Annotated in this window: 18 protein-coding genes and 1 pseudogene; 4 read left to right on the top strand and 15 right to left on the bottom strand. The window is 67.8% G+C overall.

Annotation, left to right across the window (positions count from 1 at the left end):
* Positions 1–73 precede the first annotated feature (73 nt).
* The 10 genes and pseudogenes from ACFVYL_RS05875 to ACFVYL_RS05830 form a co-directional block, all read right to left on the bottom strand.
* On the bottom strand, positions 74–1,297 hold the full coding sequence (locus tag ACFVYL_RS05875; protein ID WP_389713148.1) for a uroporphyrinogen-III synthase: 1,224 nt from the start codon (positions 1,295–1,297) through the stop codon (positions 74–76).
* Positions 1,298–1,486: 189 nt separating this feature from the next.
* Entirely contained in the window at positions 1,487–2,827 is a 1,341-nt protein-coding gene (locus ACFVYL_RS05870; RefSeq protein WP_389713146.1) for an MFS transporter, read from the bottom strand.
* A gap of 224 nt (positions 2,828–3,051) precedes the next feature.
* Positions 3,052–3,899: pseudogene (locus ACFVYL_RS05865) on the bottom strand (IS5 family transposase).
* Between the two features lie 38 nt (positions 3,900–3,937).
* A complete protein-coding gene (locus ACFVYL_RS05860; RefSeq protein WP_389713144.1) occupies positions 3,938–5,206 on the bottom strand; it encodes a hypothetical protein in 1,269 nt (422 codons plus the stop codon).
* A gap of 18 nt (positions 5,207–5,224) precedes the next feature.
* Positions 5,225–5,884: a hypothetical protein gene (locus ACFVYL_RS05855; protein WP_389713143.1), complete on the bottom strand. Its 660-nt coding sequence runs from the start codon at positions 5,882–5,884 to the stop codon at positions 5,225–5,227.
* 5 nt (positions 5,885–5,889) lie between these two features.
* Complete coding sequence (locus ACFVYL_RS05850; RefSeq protein WP_389713142.1) at positions 5,890–7,086, bottom strand: putative T7SS-secreted protein; 1,197 nt, start codon at positions 7,084–7,086, stop codon at positions 5,890–5,892.
* On the bottom strand, positions 7,083–7,382 hold the full coding sequence (locus ACFVYL_RS05845) for a hypothetical protein (RefSeq protein ID WP_389713141.1): 300 nt from the start codon (positions 7,380–7,382) through the stop codon (positions 7,083–7,085). Before ACFVYL_RS05845 ends, ACFVYL_RS05850 begins: the two co-directional genes overlap by 4 nt.
* Before the next feature lie 118 nt (positions 7,383–7,500).
* A complete protein-coding gene (locus tag ACFVYL_RS05840; RefSeq protein WP_389713140.1) occupies positions 7,501–8,544 on the bottom strand; it encodes a hypothetical protein in 1,044 nt (347 codons plus the stop codon).
* Positions 8,532–9,191 carry a hypothetical protein gene (locus tag ACFVYL_RS05835; RefSeq protein WP_389713139.1) on the bottom strand — a complete coding sequence of 220 codons (660 nt, stop codon included), beginning with the start codon at positions 9,189–9,191 and terminating at the stop codon, positions 8,532–8,534. The genes ACFVYL_RS05840 and ACFVYL_RS05835 overlap by 13 nt, the downstream gene beginning before the upstream one ends.
* A gap of 232 nt (positions 9,192–9,423) precedes the next feature.
* Positions 9,424–10,050: a MarR family winged helix-turn-helix transcriptional regulator gene (locus ACFVYL_RS05830; protein WP_389713138.1), complete on the bottom strand. Its 627-nt coding sequence runs from the start codon at positions 10,048–10,050 to the stop codon at positions 9,424–9,426.
* Between the two features lie 141 nt (positions 10,051–10,191).
* On the opposite strand from ACFVYL_RS05830, the gene ACFVYL_RS05825 reads away from it, so the two are divergent.
* Both ACFVYL_RS05825 and ACFVYL_RS05820 read left to right on the top strand, forming a co-directional pair.
* A complete protein-coding gene (locus ACFVYL_RS05825; protein WP_389713137.1) occupies positions 10,192–11,160 on the top strand; it encodes an EamA family transporter in 969 nt (322 codons plus the stop codon).
* Between the two features lie 64 nt (positions 11,161–11,224).
* A complete protein-coding gene (locus ACFVYL_RS05820; RefSeq protein ID WP_389713136.1) occupies positions 11,225–11,869 on the top strand; it encodes an NAD(P)-dependent oxidoreductase in 645 nt (214 codons plus the stop codon).
* Here ACFVYL_RS05820 and ACFVYL_RS05815 read toward each other — a convergent pair.
* Complete coding sequence (locus ACFVYL_RS05815; RefSeq protein ID WP_389713135.1) at positions 11,853–12,326, bottom strand: ATP-binding protein; 474 nt, start codon at positions 12,324–12,326, stop codon at positions 11,853–11,855. The two genes, ACFVYL_RS05820 and ACFVYL_RS05815, sit on opposite strands and share 17 nt — an antisense overlap.
* A gap of 229 nt (positions 12,327–12,555) precedes the next feature.
* On the opposite strand from ACFVYL_RS05815, the gene ACFVYL_RS05810 reads away from it, so the two are divergent.
* Positions 12,556–13,407 (top strand): helix-turn-helix domain-containing protein, encoded by an 852-nt coding sequence (locus ACFVYL_RS05810; protein WP_389713133.1) that lies wholly within the window; start codon positions 12,556–12,558, stop codon positions 13,405–13,407.
* Positions 13,408–13,419: 12 nt separating this feature from the next.
* Positions 13,420–13,620, top strand: a complete 201-nt coding sequence (locus ACFVYL_RS05805) for a DUF397 domain-containing protein (RefSeq protein ID WP_389713132.1) — start codon at positions 13,420–13,422, stop codon at positions 13,618–13,620.
* A gap of 123 nt (positions 13,621–13,743) precedes the next feature.
* Here the strand turns inward: ACFVYL_RS05805 and ACFVYL_RS05800 are convergent, their stop codons facing one another.
* From ACFVYL_RS05800 to ACFVYL_RS05785, 4 genes are all read right to left on the bottom strand, one after another.
* A complete protein-coding gene (locus ACFVYL_RS05800) occupies positions 13,744–14,121 on the bottom strand; it encodes a hypothetical protein (RefSeq protein ID WP_389713130.1) in 378 nt (125 codons plus the stop codon).
* Between the two features lie 397 nt (positions 14,122–14,518).
* Positions 14,519–15,562, bottom strand: coding sequence for a hypothetical protein (locus tag ACFVYL_RS05795; protein ID WP_389713128.1), 1,044 nt, complete (start codon positions 15,560–15,562; stop codon positions 14,519–14,521).
* Positions 15,559–16,221, bottom strand: a complete 663-nt coding sequence (locus ACFVYL_RS05790; RefSeq protein WP_389713127.1) for a hypothetical protein — start codon at positions 16,219–16,221, stop codon at positions 15,559–15,561. Before ACFVYL_RS05790 ends, ACFVYL_RS05795 begins: the two co-directional genes overlap by 4 nt.
* Positions 16,222–16,443: 222 nt before the next feature.
* Positions 16,444–17,040 (bottom strand): hypothetical protein, encoded by a 597-nt coding sequence (locus ACFVYL_RS05785; RefSeq protein WP_389713126.1) that lies wholly within the window; start codon positions 17,038–17,040, stop codon positions 16,444–16,446.
* Positions 17,041–17,265 lie beyond the last annotated feature (225 nt).

Raw genomic sequence — 17,265 nt, 5'->3', positions numbered from 1 at the left:
ACCCGCGTACTCGGCGCTCATCGCACGCACTTCGCGCTCACTGCACGCACTTCGCGTACTTCGGCCTTCGCGCTCACTGCGCGTACTTCGACCCGGTCGCCGGGTCGATCGCGAGCCGGTAGCCCCGCTTGACGACCGTCTGGATCAGCTTCGGCTCCCCGAGCGCCGTGCGCAGGCGGGCCATCGCGGACTCCACCGCGTGCTCGTCGCGCCCCGCGCCCGGCAGCGCGCGCAGCAGCTCCGCGCGGGCCACCACCCAGCCGGGCCGCCGGGCGAGGGCGCCAAGCAGCGCCATGCCCGCGGGCGGCACGGCGCACAGCTCGTCGTCGACCAGGACCGCGTGCCCGCGGATCTCCACGCGGTGCCCGCCGATGGGCAACACCCGCGCCCGGGACGGGAGTTCCTTGCACAGCACCTGGACGAGCGGGCCGAGCCGGAAACGTTCGGGCTGCACGGTGTCCACGCCGAGGGACTGCAGCGGCAGCGCGGTGACCGGTCCCACGCAGGCGACGAGCACGTCGTGGCGCAGGGCGGCGAGCAGCTCGGCCGTCATGCCCCGCTCCTCGGCGCGGGCGAGCAGCGACGCGGCGGCGGGCGCGCTGGTGAACGTGAGCGCGTCGACGCCGCGCCCGACGGTCGCGTCGAGGAGCCGGTCCACGGGGGTGAGGTCCTCCGGCGGCAGCCACCGGTAGACGGGCACCAGGACGACCTCCGCTCCCCCGGCCCGCAGCGCCTCGACGAAGCCGGGCAGCGGTTCCCCGTGCAGTTGCAGGGCGACGCGCCGCCCCGCGACGCCCTCGCCGAGCAGCCGGTCGAGGACCTCCGCCATGGACTCGGACAACGGCGACCAGTCCTCGGTGAGCCCCGCGGCCCGCACGGCGCCCTTCACCTTCGGCCCGCGGGCGAGCAGTTCGACCCCGCGCAGACACTGGATCAGGGCCTCCCCGTACCCCCAGCCGTCGGCGGCCTCGACCCAGCCGCGGAACCCGATGGCGGTGGTGGCGACCACGACGTCCGGCGCGTGGTCGATCAACTCTATGGTGGCATTGAGGAGTTCGCTGTCGTCGGCGAGCTGCACGATGCGCAGGGCGGGGGCGTGCAGGACGGTGGCGCCGCGCCGCTTGAGCAGCGTGCCGAGCTCGTCGGCGCGCCGGGCCGCGGTCACGCCGACGGTGAAACCGGCCAGGGGTGGGGCGTCGCTCGCCGGAGCGTTCACTGTGAGGCCGCTCGCTGAGTCATTCGCTGAGTCGCTCGCTGTGAGGTCGCTCGCTGAGTCGTTCGCTGAGGTGTCGTGCATAGATCTGTCTCGTCTCGTCCCGCTCGTGACTCTCGTCCTGCTCGTGGCTTCCGTTCCGCTCGTGGCTCGTGGGCGCTCGTGGCTCGCGGGCACTCGTGGGCGGCGGACGACCGAGCCTGTCAACGGCGCGTGACAGCCCCGGTTCGCTCCGATGTCCGCCGTGTTACGTCACATCTCGGCCGTGTCATGTCACACCTCGGCGTAGCTGAGCTGCGGCTTCTCCTCCGTGTCGGTCGCACCGGCCGTACGGGCGGCCGCTCCCCGAAGGTATACGGCCCAGGTGACGAGGGAGCACACCCCGTAGAAGAGGAGGAAGGCGACGTAGGCCCCCGTGCCGGAGCCGACCGTACGGAAGGACTGCCGCAGGGCGAGGTTGATGCCGAGCCCGCCGAGCCCGCCGACGGCCCCGATCAGCCCCATCGCCGCCCCGGAGAGCCGCCGCCCGTACGCCGCGGCCGCCTCCCCCACGAGCCCCTTGGCCTCGGCCTTCGCCTGGAAGATCCCGGGGATCATCTTGTACGTCGATCCGTTGCCGAGCCCGGTGAGCACGAACAGCGCGACGAACGCGCCGACGAACAGCGGCAGGGACTCCCGCACGGACGCGACGACGACCACGCCGGTCGCGGCGCCCATCCCGACGAAATTGCCCAGCGTGATGCGCGCCCCGCCGAACCGGTCGGCCAGCCGCCCGCCGACGGGCCGGATCAGCGAGCCGAGCAGTGGCCCGACGAAGGTGAGCTGGGCGGCCTCCAGCGGCGTACGCCCGAACTGGGTCTGCAGCACAAGCCCGAAGGCGAAGCCGTACCCGATGAACGACCCGAACGTCCCCACGTACAGGAACGACATGATCCACGTGTGCGGGTCCCGGACCGCCGCGCTGACCGCCCCCGTGTCGTTGCGGACGGACGAGATGCTGTCCATGAAGAGGAAGGCGCAGACGGCGGAGACGAGGACGAGCGGGATGTAGATGCCGAGCACCAGGCGCGGCCCGCCGCCCGCCCCGATGACGGCGAGCCCCACGAGCTGCACCACGGGCACGCCGATGTTGCCGCCCCCGGCGTTGAGCCCGAGGGCCCACCCCTTCTGCCGCAGCGGGAAGAAGGAGTTGATGTTGGTCATGCTGGAGGCGAAGTTGCCGCCGCCGATGCCGGTGAGCAGCGCACACACCATGAAGGTGCCGTACGACGTCCCCGGCTCCATGACGACGAAGGCGGCGACGGTCGGCAGGAGCAGCAGGGAGGCGGCGATGACGGTCCAGTTGCGCCCGCCGAACCGCGCCACGGCGAAGGTGTAGGGGACGCGGACGACGGCCCCGACGAGGGTCGCCATCGACACGAGGAAGAACTTCCCCGCGGCGTCGATCCCGTACTCCGGCCCCATGAACAGGACCATCACCGACCACAGGCTCCACACGGAGAACCCGATGTGCTCGGACAGCACGGAGAACACCAGATTCCGCCGCGCGACCCGCTCCCCGCCCTCCTCCTTCCAGAACCTCTCATCCTCCGGTTCCCACCGCTCGATCCACATCACACGCCTCCAGAGCTCGCCCCGGCCGCCCCACAACGACGACCCCACGCCTCCCGAAGCTAGGCACCCCGCATTTCCACCTCGTGGCCTCCGGTGACCATGGGGGAACGTTGCTCTCACTTGGGGTGGGGTGGGGTGGTGAGGGGGCGGAGACGGCTCCGTCACCGGTCCCGCTGCAAACGGGGCCCCAGGGCCCGGCGCAGATGACGACCTAGGTCGTGTCTTCAAAGTGGTCGAAGCCAGAGCAGTGTGGCGGCGAGGGTGATGACGGCTTCGTATGAGGTGGCGGTCTTGTCGTAGCGGGTGGCGATGGCGCGGTAGTGCTTGAGGTGGTTGAAGCAGCGCTCGACGACGTTGCGGCGCCGGTAGTGGTTCTTGTCGAAGCCGCAGGGGCGTTCACCGCGTCTGATGCGTCCGTTGAGCTGGTCGATGCGCTCGGGGATGGTGTGTTTGATGCCGCGTCTGCGCAGATAGGCGCGGATCGAGCGGGAGGAGTAGCCCTTGTCGGCGACGACGCGGTCGGGGCGGGTGCGGGGCCGGCCCGGGCCGGGGCCCCGAACGCGGATGCGGGCCATCACGTGCTCGAATTGGGTGCAGTCGTTGCGGTTGCCGCCGGTCAGGGTGAACGCCAAGGGCCGCCCCCGGCCGTCGCAGGCGAGGTGGATCTTGGTGGTCAGTCCTCCTCGGGATCGGCCGAGGGCGTGATCTGCCGGTTCGTCCCCCGGCCGGTCCCCTTTTTCGCGCCGGCCGCATGCTGGTGGGCCCGCACGAGCGTCGAGTCGACGGCGACCAGCCAGTCCACGTCTGCTCCTGCCTGCCGGTCGCCCTGAACCGCGGTGAGCATCCGCGTGAAGGTGCCATCCAGTGCCCACCTGCGGAAACGTGTGTAGAGCGACTGCCATGACCCGTACCGGGCGGGCACGTCCCGCCAGGCGGCACCGGCCCGGATCTTCCACACGATGCCGTTCAGCACCGTTCGGTCATCCGCGCGCGGACGGCCGAACGATCCGTTTGGAAGAAGCGGGCACAGCAACTCCCACTCTTCATCAGTCAGTTCATAACGACGACTCACGGACCCATCATCCCGCGAACCCACATTGAAGACACGGCCTAGGCGGAGACGGCTCGCACCCCCGCGCCGGAGAGCGCCTCGGCGATCTGCCGCGCTTGGGCCGTGCGCAGCTCGACCGCCTCGCCTGAGTGGAGAAGGAGGTCGACAGTCGGATCGAGCCAGCTCACCGTGTTGGCGATCCATGCCACACCCACAAGCTCAGTGAGCGGGAGGTCGAGGGAGCTCCCGTCCACCCCGCGAAGCTGTAGCGGCCCCGCGCCGATCGCCAGAACACCGGCCCGCGAGGGACCGCAGTCCCAGGCCGCGGGGCCGCCGGCCACCTGCTGTCCAGAGGGTTCACCCAGGCCGTACCGGACGGGGTGCACGACTGCTCCAGGTGGGAACGAAGCCGTCAGATCGCTGACGGCCCGAACGAGCTGCTTGCGGTCCCGGCTCCGCCTGAGTGCGGTCATCGGGAGGCCGACGACCAATACGGCCAGGGCGATGAGGCCTACGAGGACAAGACCGAGTACGTTCTTCGGCCGGGCAATGATGAAGACCACCGCAACGATGGTGACGGGCGCACACAGCGCGAGGTAGAGCAACAGGGGGCGAACCCCGGCCCGTTGGACCTCCACCCCTCCGGACATCTGGTTCCGGTGCTGATGCCGTCGGCGCGCGCGCCCTCGCATCCCGTTCTCCCGTGCTGCCCAGCTGTACCGGTCGGCGTACTTTCGCACCGTCGCCCAAGCGAAGGAGGCTCCCACCGCCAGCCCCGGCAGCATCACCAGTGCGTCAGCATCGGACACGTTCGCCAGCACCACGACAGCCAGGACGAAAGCCACCACTAGGACGGCCGCCGCATTGAAGAAGCGGGAGTGCGGGGAGCCCTGCGATCCGTAGCCCGACGGAATCTCGGAGTCGTGCCCCCGATCCGCAGCGGCCCATTCACCCAGCAGGCGCCGACGCCGCCGCCCTCGGGCCCGCAACGCACGCAGGACCAGCAGGGCCGGAAGCGCAACGATCACCAACAGCACGCAGCCCGCGACTGAAACGGCGAAGTCGTCACTGTCACTCGAGGCCGCGTCGGCCAACAGCACCGGCACGAGGACGGCTACGAGGGTCACCAGCCCCGCACACAGCAGAAAGGCCAGTCCACGGCCGCGCGAGAGATCCTCACGCATCAGCTTCCTGAGCGCCTCCGACTGCGCCCCCAGAAGGCCCGCCCGCTCCGGCCACGCCCCGGCCGGGCCGGGTCCCTCCGGAAGCGGCGCCGCACGGAACAACGAACCTCGTGGGGAGGGGTCCGCGTGGGTGGTATTCGTCATGTCGGTCCCTCTGTCGTCCTACTGGTCACTCGGGGTCGGTGGTGCGGCGGGCAAGAAGTCCGAATTGCCTGCAATGATCGCCACCAGGCCGGCGAGCTCACGAACTTGGTGTGGATCCAAGCAGGTCCCTATGACCAGCAGGCCCTTGCCTCCCTCGGGTGGGCAGGCCAGCGCACCCGCCAGACCGGTCCTGAGATCTGCGGGGACCTCCTCCTCCCAGTCCTCCGGAACGGGAACGGGCGGCTGTGACAGAAACCCGATGCCGATCCCCATCTCTGTGGTGAACCGTTCCACATAGGCGACTTGGCCCTTCAACTGCGCGTCGAACACCCTCGACATCAGCTCACCGAGGTCCACCTCGTCAGGGGCCTGCGGCACAGCGACAACCCCTGCTTGCACTTGCCATACGGCCTGGGCGCCCGTGCTGGGGAGCGGTGCCGTGATCACGCCATACATGAGAGCACCGTCGGCGAGGTAGCACTCATGGCACTTCATCAAGCCGTCGACGAACTCCTCCCTGCGACGCGCCGGGGTGTTCGGGTAGGTCAGGCGGATCATCTCGGCGCAACGGGCCCGAGTGGCTTCCTTGTCGGCCCCGTCGGCCAACAGGTCGAACCAGTCGGGGGGAACAAACAGTTCGATCCGGCCGGGCTCAATTCCCGCCACTTCATCGCTCACAACAGTCAATTGGACACCATTGGCTTCTGCGTCAGCGCGCCGAAGTCCCACTTGAAGATTTTACTGACGGTTTCGACGGTGTCACCGCCGCCTTCGGCCGTCAATGCGTGCCCAGCCCAGGTCATATGGAAACTGGCAGCACGCGAGATGAACTCATCCTGGCCCATGACATAGGAAGCGCTGGGCGTACTCTTGGCAAGTTGAAATATTCCGTAGGGAAGTTCCTGAGCAGGACCGATGAGTTGGGGGACCGTCCGCATGGGCGCTCCCGAGAGTTGAGCCGCCGCGAGAACACTGTCCCCCATCTTTGCGCCCAACTTGCCGACCCCGAATCCCACGGCATCCATGATGACGTCCTTGGTCAGCAATGCCTTACCGAAACTCCCCGTTGTGCCGACTGCGGATAGATAGTGAGCCCCCAGCGCAACTCCGGCCAGGGGGAGCGAGGCAGCAGCCATGAACTGCAACCCCGGGATCAGCGCCAGAAGCCCCGTGACGGCACTCAACAGCCCCGCGATGTCCCCGATGAGATCCAACAGAGGGGCAAACGTGCCCAGTAGCTCGATGAGCTGATCGTGCACCCATGACAGCGCATCACCGATCTTGTCGAGCACATCCCCGATGAAGTCACCCAGTCTTTCCCAGAAGCCGGGCTCATTCGGTGCCACATCAATGGCATCTTTCAGACGATCAGCAGCATTTTTCCCTTCCTCCTGATAATTCGCATGGAGAGTCCGCGCCCGCTTGCGCACCTCCTCGACTGGATCGGTGTCGTCATCGGTACCGCTCTCCGTCTCCTTGGTCTCGGCATCAGAGCCGCCCTTCCCTCCATTCCCGTCCTTCTCCTTTTTCTTATCTGCAGCCCTCTTGGCCTCCGCGGCTTCCCGCTCGAGACCGCGGGCCACCTTCTGCTTGTCCTTCATATAGTCGGCCCAGCCCTGGATGACACCTTTTGCCCCGTCGAAGGAGTCGAAGGCTTCCTCCACCTTGGGCCGGAACTCCTCATCCAGCAGCTCTCGGAAGGCGATGGCTGCCTTTCCCCGCCACTCCCCGTCGTCAGCGCCGCGCAGGACCCTTCTGATCTCCCCGAGTGCGGTTGCCGCTCCACGAATCGAGCCGGCAACCTTTTCCACTTCGTCATGGTTTCCCGGGCAAGGGACGAACTCCAACGCGGGGAAGTCATCGATCGTAGGGGAGCTCACTTCTCCTTCGCCGCCTTCGAGAGTGCGGCCGCGAGATCCAGATCCAGTTTTTCAAAGGTATTCTCAATATGGGCCAGAGTCTTCGCCGCCCCCTTCGAGAACTTTCGCAACTGCCCGATCCCGTACTCCCATTCTTCGCCAAAGTCTTCCATACGACGTTCCAGGTCCTTGGTGCCCATCGCTTTGGCGTCTATGTCAGCCATGGCCCGGATCGGTTTGCCGAGAAGGTCCTCGATGTTCCCCAAGTTGCGTCGAACTCGGCTCAGCATTTCACCATCGATGTACAGGTCACTCACGCGCGTTCCTCCCCCTGGTCATACATTTCAGCCGGGTGTTCCATGGGCCAGCCGATTCCGGCGAATTCAAGCCGCTGCCCGGACGTCCTCGGCGCAGGCCGCCGACACCCGCTCCCGCTCACCGGTTGACGGACTGGACCTCCTCGACCGCTACCTGCTGGTCCGCGCCGAACTGGCCGTCGGGCAGCTTCCCGTGTTCGCCCGTGGTGCTGGTCCATCTGATCTTCCAGGTGACGGTCGCCCGAAGGTTGTACGGGGTGTCGCCGGAAGACCTCAGGTACTTCACCCCGCATGCGGGCTCCGTGTCCGCCGGGGTGCCCTTGGTTCGGGGGACGCCGATCCTGCCGCCCTCGATGGGGCACTCCCCCGAGGCGGGGTAGGTCTCGGCGTCGTCCGTTCCCGGGTCGATCGAGAGCGAGACGGGTTCGGCGGTCGTGGTCGCGGAGAGTCCCGAGTTCGGGATGCCCGCCGTGACAGAGACCTTCTTGAACCTCGCTTTGTCCAGCCAGGCCCACGTCGGGAGATTGACCTTCGTCGTCCCCTCGGGTGCCATGGCGATCTCGGTGCCGGGCACGGGCAGTTCGTCGTAGGCATACTCGGCGAGGATCTCCGGTGTCACGGCCAGGGGTTCCTTGGGTGTCTCACCCTCGTCGACCCAGAAGGGCTGCCTGTCGCACGCGCTCGCCTCGGGGTCGCCCTTGCGGTTCGGGTTGGGAGCGGCGGCCCAGAACATCCCCTTTCCCTGCTTGTCGAGGTTGTAGTTCTTGTACGGATGGCCCTTCTTGTAACGGCCGTCGAGGAAGTCGCCCACGAACTCCCCCACTCCGTGGAAGAGCGGTACACCGCCTCCGAAGCCCCGCCACGCCTTGACCGTTTCCTCGATCTCCTTAGGGGAGAACGCGGGCTCGTACCAACAGGCGGGGGGTTCCCAATTGCTGTCCGCGGACGAGAGGTTCCCGGTCTTGGGCGAGTTCGAGTTGCCGTTGACCGACGTCTGAATCTTGGTCTCGACGGTGATGGTGCGGCCGCTCTTGCCGCCCTTCGCCTGCTTGCCGTCCGTCTGGTCCGTCCATCCGGCCCAGGCTGGCGATACTGTCTGCGCGGTGATGGCAACGGCCGCGAGCGCCGTCACCACTACGCCCTTCCGGCTCACGGCTGGCACAGCGCGCTCCCCATCTCCGAGGTGCTGTTGGTGAGCTGCCACACGCCGTCGGCATTCTTGCGCAGACGATCGTTGTAAAGGATGTACGAGTCCTTGCCGGCCGGCGTGACGTGCTTCTTCCCGGTCTTGCGGTCCTTCGTGAACCCCTTGGACTCGTCCGAGCAATAGGTGAGACCGGCCGAGCCGTCCTTGCTGAACTTGACCTTCCGGTCGGTGAAGCGCACCGTTCCCGCCAGCGTCAGATCGGACTTGATGAAGTTGCCGGACCACTCGATCGTCCCGAGCAGCCCCGACCCCTTGCTGTAGAACCGCACAGCCTCCGACTTAGGGTCTTGCTTCTCGATCGACTCGACGATGGCTCGCCAGTACTCCGCGTTGTCGCGCAACACCGCGTCGGCCTTGGCGTCACCCGTCGTCTCGGGAGCGAATACCAGGTCGACGTCCTTCGGCACGGAGATCTTGGGCCGAGTGATCCCGTCAGGCGAAGCCGTGGCCGACGGGGACTTCTGCGCCTCGTCTCCGGAATCTGCGCCCGCGATCTTGTCGTTGCCTCCGGAACCACCGTCTCCTCCTCCGCAGGCAGTGAGGGAGAAGACTGCCGCAGCAGTCATGGTGGCCGCTGCGAGCAGGGCGGGTCGGCGGTTCACGGTCAGCTCCTGTGGGGCGAAGGTTCTCTGGAGTGAACCAAGTTATCCATGAGAGAAAAACGAGGCCACGTCGAGCCCTGCCGCACATCGGGCATACACGGACATCGCAGCCGCACACGCCTACCGTTGGCGCGAATCGATCGCCACCCGCACCGCCTTGATCACTGAGTGCCACACGAGGAGGAACGCTCGGCCAGCCGTTCACGCCCCGCGAAAGCAACGCACGCCCGCCTCAACCCAGATGCGTGTCCCCCAGCGACACCAGCAACCGACGCAACGCCCCGTCGAGAGCCGTACGTTCTTCCGGGGTCAGCGCCGCCAGCATGTTCTCCTCGTTCGCCACGTGGTCGACCACCGCGCGGTCGACCAGGTCCTTGCCCGCCTCGGTGAGGCGGACGCGGATGGCGCGGCGGTCGTTGGGGTCGGGGCGGCGTTGGATCAGGCCCTTGCGTTCCAACTTGTCGAGGCGGTTGGTGATGGCTCCGGAGGTCACCATCGCCGTCTTGAGCAGGCCGCCCGCGGTCAGTTCGTGCGGGGCGCCGACCCGGCGGAGCGTGGCGAGGACGTCGAACTCCGGGAACTCCAGGTTGTACTCGGCGAAGACCCGCTTCATGCCCTTGCTCAGCAGGTGGTCGGCGCGCTTGATGCGGCCCACCAGGGCCATCGCGTCCAGGTGCGAGAGATCCAGGTCGGGGCGTTCGCGGCGCCATTGCGCGCGCAGTTCGTCGATGGCGTCCGCGGGGGCGGACGGGTCGGTGGCATCGGTCTCTGCCGGGGCCGTGGCCTCCCCGCCGGTTCCCCGCGCCTTCACGGCCTCCTGGTCGGCGGTTTGCTGATCGGCGGCTTCCTGACCAGCCATGGGCTTCCTCCTCCTGCACCGGAGCCGGATCTCTTCCGCAATCTCTCAACGTTCAGATACTTGACGTTCACAGACCCACGGCTCATATTTATCTCAACGTTGAGAATAACAGCGTTCAGGGGAACGCCGAGGGGGAGCATCATGTCCATCACCAGCACTCACCGCCCGACCGGCGGCGCCGGGAGCCACTCGGCCCCGGCGCAGGCATCGACACCGGCGCCACGCCCCTCCGCCAAGGCCGCCGCCGGCATCGCCGCCCTCGCCGCCATCGGCCCCGCCACCTGGGGCACCACCTACGTCACCACCACCGAACTCCTGCCCCCCGACCGCCCGTTGCTCGCCGCCGCCCTGCGCGCCCTGCCCGCCGGCCTCATCCTCCTCGCCCTCACCCGGCGACTGCCACGCGGCGACTGGTGGTGGAAGGCCGCCGTGCTCGGCGTACTCAACTTCGGCGCCTTCTTCCCGCTCGTCTTCTTCGGCGCCTACCACCTGCCCGGCGGCGTCGCCTCGACGATCAGCGCGGTCATGCCCCTGCTCGTGGCGGGCTTCGGGGTCGGCGTCCTGAAGGTGCGCCCCACCCGCCGTACGTTGATCGCGGGGTTCGTCGGAGTCGCGGGCGTCGCCCTCCTCGTCCTGCGCGGCAGCGCGGTGGTCGACCTCGCGGGAATCGTGGCGATGCTGACGGCCACCACGCTGATGGCCTTCGCCGTGGTGCTCAGCAAGCGGTGGGGCCGCCCCGAGGGCGTCTCGCTACTGGCCCTGACCGGCTGGCAGTTGACCGCGGGCGGCCTGATCCTGGCCCCCGTCGCCCTCACCGCCGAGGGCCTGCCCGACCACTTCACCGGCTCCAACATCGTCGGATACGCCTACCTCGGCATCGTCGGCACGGCCCTCGCGTACGCCCTGTGGTTCCGCGGCATCGAACGCCTCCCCGCGTCCTCGCTCTCCTTCCTCGGCCTGACCAACCCGGTGGTCGCCACGCTCGCGGGCCTGCTGCTCCTGGGCCAGACCCTGACCGTGTGGCAGCTCGTCGGCCTGGCTCTGGTCCTGGCGAGCGTGCTCCTCGGCCAGGCCAGGAACTACGGCCCCCGGAAGCCCAAGTCGAGCTGACGCCTTGACGCCCCCCCCTCACGCATACAAGACCCCGAGAACCGCAAACCCAAGGAGCACTCCCATGCGCATCACCGTCTTCGGAGCAGCAGGAAACACCGGCAGCCGCATCGTCACCGAAGCCCTCTCCCGGGGCCACGAGGTCACCGCCGTCGTCCGCGACGCCGCCCGCTTCACTGAGCTGCACCCGGACGCCGAACACCGCACGGGCGACGCGGCGAACCCGTACGAGGTAAGGGAGTTGAGCGCGGGACAGGACCTGGTGGTCAACGCCACGAGACCGGCTCCGGGCCGCGAGGGCGACCACGCCACCGTCTCCGCGTCGCTGCTCGCGGGCCTGGCCGGCACCGGGATCCGCCTGCTCGTGGTCGGCGGCGCGGGCAGCCTCACGGTCCCGGGCACGGAGGGGGTCCTCGCGATCGACGACCCGCGTTACGTCCCCGCGGCCTGGCGCCACATAGCCGAGGCGTCCAACGCCCAGTACGACGTGGTCCGCACGGCGGAGTCGGACGTGGACTGGACGTACGTGAGCCCTGCGGCCCTCTTCGAACCCGGCATACGTACGGGCAAGTTCCGCCTCGCCAAGGACGAGCTGCTGGTGGACGCGGACGGCAACTCGGCGATCTCCATGGAGGACTTCGCGATAGCCCTCCTGGACGAGGCCGAACGCCCCGCCCACCACCGCGCACGATTCACGGTCGGCTACTGACCCCTCTGCGATCCAGCTCGAACCACAACAACTTGCCGCCTCGGCCCGTGAGTTCGTGCCCGAGCAGCCACCCGCCCCACGAGTCGGCGCACTCGCACACGAGATGCAGCCCCCGCCCGCCACCGGCATCCTCCGGAGCGGGCGGCGCCGTCGGTCCCCCGAAGGCTCCGGGCGGCTTGTCGAAGGGGGCGGGAATGTGGGAACTGGTGTCCCACACCCCCACTCGAAGCCGGCCGGCCCGCACGGACCGCAGCCGCAGCGAGGCGGGCCCTTCGGTGTGCCGGTAGGCATTGGTGACCAGCTCGGACGTCAACAGCTCGGCAATGTCACCGAGTTCGGCCATGCCGTGCCCGGCGAGGGCGGCCCGCAGGGTCATACGGGCCACGCGCGGGGCGCGGGGGTCATGAGGCAGGTGAAGCGCGTAGGACCAGCCTTCGGGTGGGGTTACGGTGACCATGGATGGCTCCTGGGAGGAGGGGGATTCGGTCCGCTCGACGCAGTTGTCGCCATGCGGTGGCAATGCCACGGATGTGGTGCGCTTCCGCCAGGCGGTTCTGCGAGTTGAGTGGTACGAGATTCACCGTAGGGCGAAGAGTTAGATACTTCTAACTAAACTCCCCAGATGTATCCGTACTTCACTCATGTGAGGGACCGAGAAGTCGCAACGCGCCGCGAGAGGACGCCACTTGCCACCCACCAGCAGCCCCACACTGCGTCAGCGCCGCCTCGGAGCCGAGCTGCGCAAGCTCCGCGAGCGGGCCGGCCTGACCGCAACGCAGGCAGCCGCCCGTCTCGGCGTCAACCAAGCCCGTGTCAGCATGATCGAGACCGGCCGAACACCCATCAGCGCCGACCGCGTCCGCGCCACGGCACGTGCCTACGACTGCTCCGACCTGCCCCTCGTCGATGCCCTGGCCGCCATGACGGGCCGCCGGACCCGCGGCTGGTGGGACGACTACCGAGAGCATCTCCCCGTGGGCCTGATCGACCTCGCCGAGCTGGAGCATCACGCGTCGGCGCTGCGAGTCGCCCTGGTCGTCCACATCCCCGCCCTGCTCCAGACGACCGCCCACGCTCGGGCGCTCTTCAACGAGGCGGTTCCGCCGTTGCGGCAGCACGAGATCGAACACCGTGTCACCCACCGCATCAAACGGCAGGCCATCCTCCACCGAGAGGCCCCGCCCCCGTACCAGGCGGTCATCCACGAATCCGCCCTGCACATGGGATACGGCGGAGCCGCCACCGTACGGGGCCAGCTCCACCACATCCTGGAGATGAGCGAGCTCGAACACGTCACCGTGCGCGTACTCCCGTTCGGCAGGGGGTCCTTCCCCGGCACGGGGCAGCCCATCGACTACCTCAGTGGGCCCGTGCCACAGCTCGATACAGTCCAGCTGGACGCACATCACGGCTGTGAATTCCTCGACGCCGAAGCACAGTTGGAGAAGTACCGCTTCGTGATTGCCCGCATGGAGGAGAACGCGCTGGGGCCCGCCGAGTCCCGCGACCTCATCCACCGCATCGCCCAGGACACCTGAGAGGCACCAGTCATGCCGGAGTTGCCCACCCCCCACTGGCAGAAGTCCACGTTCAGTCCCGACTCCTCGAACTGCGTCTACATATCCGCACCCGCCCCCGCCACGATCCACCTCCGCGAAAGCGACGCCCCCGAGACGATCCTCATCACGGCCCCCACACCACTGCACGCCCTGATACGAACGCTGAAGGCAGCCCGACGTCCCATGCCCTAGGCCGACGGCGGCTGCTGGTACTGGTGATGTGCTTGAGGCGCGTACGGCCGTTGCGCGTACGGAGAGGGACTCAAGTACGGATTCGGGCACGCAGGCGCGGGCACATCGAAGGCTTCCGTGCGCTCACATGCACTTCTTGGCTCCCGACGTCGACGTGACGGAATCCGTCTGCCAGACACCCCTGTCGTTCCTCGTCACCCGGGTGTTGACGAAGGCGTAATCGCTCGCGGAAGCCTCGATCGACCTGTCCACCTTGCCGGTCTTGACGTCCTTGGGATACGTCTTGGTGCCGTCCTTGCAGTACGTCACTGCTGCCACGCCGTCCTTGAGGAAGGTGACTTGGCGGTCGTAGTACCGAACGGTCCCGACGAAGCTCTTGTTCTTCTCCTGGAACCCCTGGATGTACTCCGCCGACGAGATCAGCGCATCGCCCGTCGCATAGAACTTCAACGCCGGGTGGTCCTCGGCGTCGACGGTCACCGCCTCGATCAGGGAATTCACCCAGCGCTCGTTCCGCCAGCACCGCGTCCTTCTTCGGATCCCCGGTCCTGCCACCCTCGAAGACGTTCTTCACGTCGTTCGGGAGCTTGATCTCCGGCCGGTCGCCCCCATCCTCGGACGCCTTCGACGGAGCATCCACTTTCTGGTTACCCCTCTCCGCAGCAGCGACCTTGCCCTTGGACTCCCCGTCACTACTCCCGCAGAGAGCGACAGGACCGCTGCAACGGTGATGGCTGCCGCAGCGAGCAAGGTGGGGCGGCGGTTCATGGTCGACTCCCGAAAATCAGTCTTCATGCTCTCTCACGTAACGGTGGAGCCACACCTCAATGTGGCGCGGTCCCTCGCGCCGATTGAATGGTCTGGGCGGCAGGGCACCATGTCCGCCCCCGCCACCTCACTACCGGTTGACCGACTGCACCTCTCGCACCAGCACGTCCTGACCCGCACCGAACTCCCCGGCAGGCAGGTCTCCGCCCTCTCCCGCCGTGCTCGTCCAGCTCACCTTCCAGGTGAGGGTGGCCTGGAGCTCGTACGGGCCGTCGCCCGACGACCGCAGGTACCGCACTCCACACGGCGGATCCGTGTCCGCCGGTGTGCCCTTGGCCCGGGGCTTACCGATGCGGCCGTTCTCGATGGGGCACTCGCCGGAGGCAGGGTACGTCTCGGCATCCCCCGTGCCCGGCTCGATCTTCAGAGAGACCGGCTCGGCGGTGGTCGTCGCGGACAGGTCCGTCCCCGGCAGACTCGCGGTCACCGAGATCTTCTTGAACCTGGCCTTGTCCAGCCACACCCACGTGGGCAGGTTGACCTTCGTCTCACCCTCGGGCGCCATCTCGATCTCGGTGTCGGGGACCGGGAGTTGGCCGTACGCGTACTCGGCGAGGATTTTGGGCGTGACCGCCAGCGGCTCCTTCGGCGGCTTGCCGTTCGGCACCCAGAACGGGAGCTTGTCGCAGGCCTTGGCGCCGGGTTCGTCCTTGCGCTTGTCGTCTACGGCCGCCGCCCAGAACTGCCCGTCGCCCTGCTTGTCGAGGTTGTAGTCCTTGTACGGGTGGCCTTCCTTGAAGTACGAGTCGAAGACCCCACCCACGAAGTCGCCGACCCCGAAGACCTTCACCTGACGGATCGCCTTGACCGTGGCCTCGATCTGCTTCGGGGTGTAGGCGGGCTCGTACCAGCAGGCCGGCGGGTCCCAGTTGCTGTTCGCGGGCGTGAGTGTGCCGGTCTTCGCGGAGTGCGGGCTGCCTTCGACCGTCGTCTGGATCCTGGTCTGGACGCCGAGGGTCTTGCCTTGGCGGGTGCCCTGCGACTGCTGTTCGCGCCCGACGTCGCCACCGCCGACGGTGTCGCCGCCTCCGGCGTAGGCCGTTGCGGGGACCAGGGCCACAGCCACCGCGAGGCAAGGAGCGATCCAGCTGGACGACGGCTTCCGGGCCCTCACGGCGTGCACTTCTTGGACGCCGTCGTGGACGTGACGGAATCGGTCTGCCACACACCCTTGCCGTTCTTCTTCACACGGGTGTTGACGAAGGCGTAGTCGCTCGCGGAGGGCTCGATCGACCTGTCCACCACGCCGGTCTTCAGATCCTTGGGGTACGTCTTGGTGCCGTCCTTGCAGTACGACACCGCCGCGACACCGTCCTTGAGGAAGGTGACCTGACGGTCGTAGTACCGAATGGTCCCGACGAAGGTCTTCTTCTTCTCCTGGAACCCCTGGATGTACTCCGCCGACGAGATCAGACCGTCGCCCGCCGCATAGAACTTCAGCGCCGGATGGTCCTTGGCCTGGACAGTGACCGCCTCGATCAGAGAGTCGACCCACCGCTCGTTGTCCGCCAGCACAGCGTCCTTCTTCGGGTCCCCGGTCGTGCCACCCTCAAAGACGTTCTTCACGCCCTTGGGCAGCCTGATCTCCGGACGGTCCACCCCGTCGTCGGACGCCTCGGCGGACGGCGACCCGCTCGCCTTGTCGCCCGAGTCCGCGCCCGCGATCTTGTCGCTGTCCTTGGAGGCTCCGTCACTCCCTCCGCAGGCCGAGAGCGAGACGACTGCTGCGGCAGCCATGGCGGCCGCAGCGAGCAAGGTGGGGCGGCGATTCACGGTCAGCTCCTGTGGGGGAAAGGTTCTCTGGAGTGAATGGGGTGAACAAAGCTATCCATGAGGGCCGGGCCATGCCAGCGGCGGGGTCGCCGGACGCGGAAACGGAAACGGAAACGGGAACGGGAACGGGAATGGGGATGGGGATGGGGACGGGGACGGGGATGGGGACAGAAACGGGGAGCGGCCGGGCAGTGCCCCACCGCTCCCCGCTCGACCGTTCCGTTACGCCCCCGCAAGCTTCCAGATCACGGGCTTCCCGTCCTCCTTCTCGGCCCAGTGGACCTCAAGGGACTTCGAACCCGCAGGCACCAGGTACGTCTCGCAGAGGACGTGGCTCTCGCCCGTCTTCCAGCCCTCGAGCTCCAGCTCGTCCTCGCAGCCCGGCGCGTCCTCGGCGGCGCCGATGAGGAGGCCGCCGCGGGTGCCGTCCGCGTAGATCTCCGTCGTCTCCGCCACGTCCGGGGTGTCCTTGAGCGGGGCGCCGCCCTTGTGCGTGATCTTCATGTGGGCGGTCGCCACGACCAGGCCCTTCGCCTTCTTCGGGTCCGAGACCAGCTTCTTGGTCTCGGCCTCCGTGCCCACGTCGACCTTCTGGGCGGCGACGTCGTACGTGACGGTCGCGTCGCCCTCCTTCACCTTGCCCGTGGTGGTCTCGCCGGCCTTCAGCGTGGTGGGCTCCGCCGGCTTGTTCTGGGACTTGGGAGCGTCCGCCTTCTTGTCGTCCGACTTCTTGTCGTCGCCGCCACCGCAGGCGGTGAGCGCGAGGGCCAGTACGGCGACGGGGGCGGCGACGCGCAGCGCGGTCTTCCTGTAAAGCAAAGAGATCTCCTGGCAGATGTGGGTCCGCCGCTCGACTCATGGTGGGGTCGCGAGCGGCAGGGAGAGCCGTCAGCTTAGGAGTTGAATACAGGGAGCGTCGAGATCATTACGGACCATCACCGCTAGCGCGTTGGCGAACGCAACGATTTGCGCGGAGTGGGCGACAACCCCGTCGAGGGCAGCGGTTTTCACGGGGGGTGATGTTCGCTCCAGCGAAGATCGGTG

This window comes from Streptomyces sp. NPDC058308 (genome assembly GCF_042880275.1).
Lineage (GTDB): Bacteria > Actinomycetota > Actinomycetes > Streptomycetales > Streptomycetaceae > Streptomyces.
This window is presented reverse-complemented; position numbering and strand designations above follow the sequence as displayed.

Excerpts from the sequence above, each read along its gene's own strand:
- ACFVYL_RS05825 (WP_389713137.1), top strand. The coding sequence starts at position 10,192 with ATGTCCATCACCAGCACTCACCGCCCGACCGGCGGCGCCGGGAGCCAC.
- ACFVYL_RS05870 (WP_389713146.1), bottom strand. The coding sequence starts at position 2,827 with ATGTGGATCGAGCGGTGGGAACCGGAGGATGAGAGGTTCTGGAAGGAG.
- ACFVYL_RS05830 (WP_389713138.1), bottom strand. The coding sequence starts at position 10,050 with ATGGCTGGTCAGGAAGCCGCCGATCAGCAAACCGCCGACCAGGAGGCC.
- ACFVYL_RS05875 (WP_389713148.1), bottom strand. The coding sequence starts at position 1,297 with ATGCACGACACCTCAGCGAACGACTCAGCGAGCGACCTCACAGCGAGC.
- ACFVYL_RS05805 (WP_389713132.1), top strand. The coding sequence starts at position 13,420 with ATGCCGGAGTTGCCCACCCCCCACTGGCAGAAGTCCACGTTCAGTCCC.
- ACFVYL_RS05860 (WP_389713144.1), bottom strand. The coding sequence starts at position 5,206 with ATGACGAATACCACCCACGCGGACCCCTCCCCACGAGGTTCGTTGTTC.
- ACFVYL_RS05815 (WP_389713135.1), bottom strand. The coding sequence starts at position 12,326 with ATGGTCACCGTAACCCCACCCGAAGGCTGGTCCTACGCGCTTCACCTG.
- ACFVYL_RS05820 (WP_389713136.1), top strand. The coding sequence starts at position 11,225 with ATGCGCATCACCGTCTTCGGAGCAGCAGGAAACACCGGCAGCCGCATC.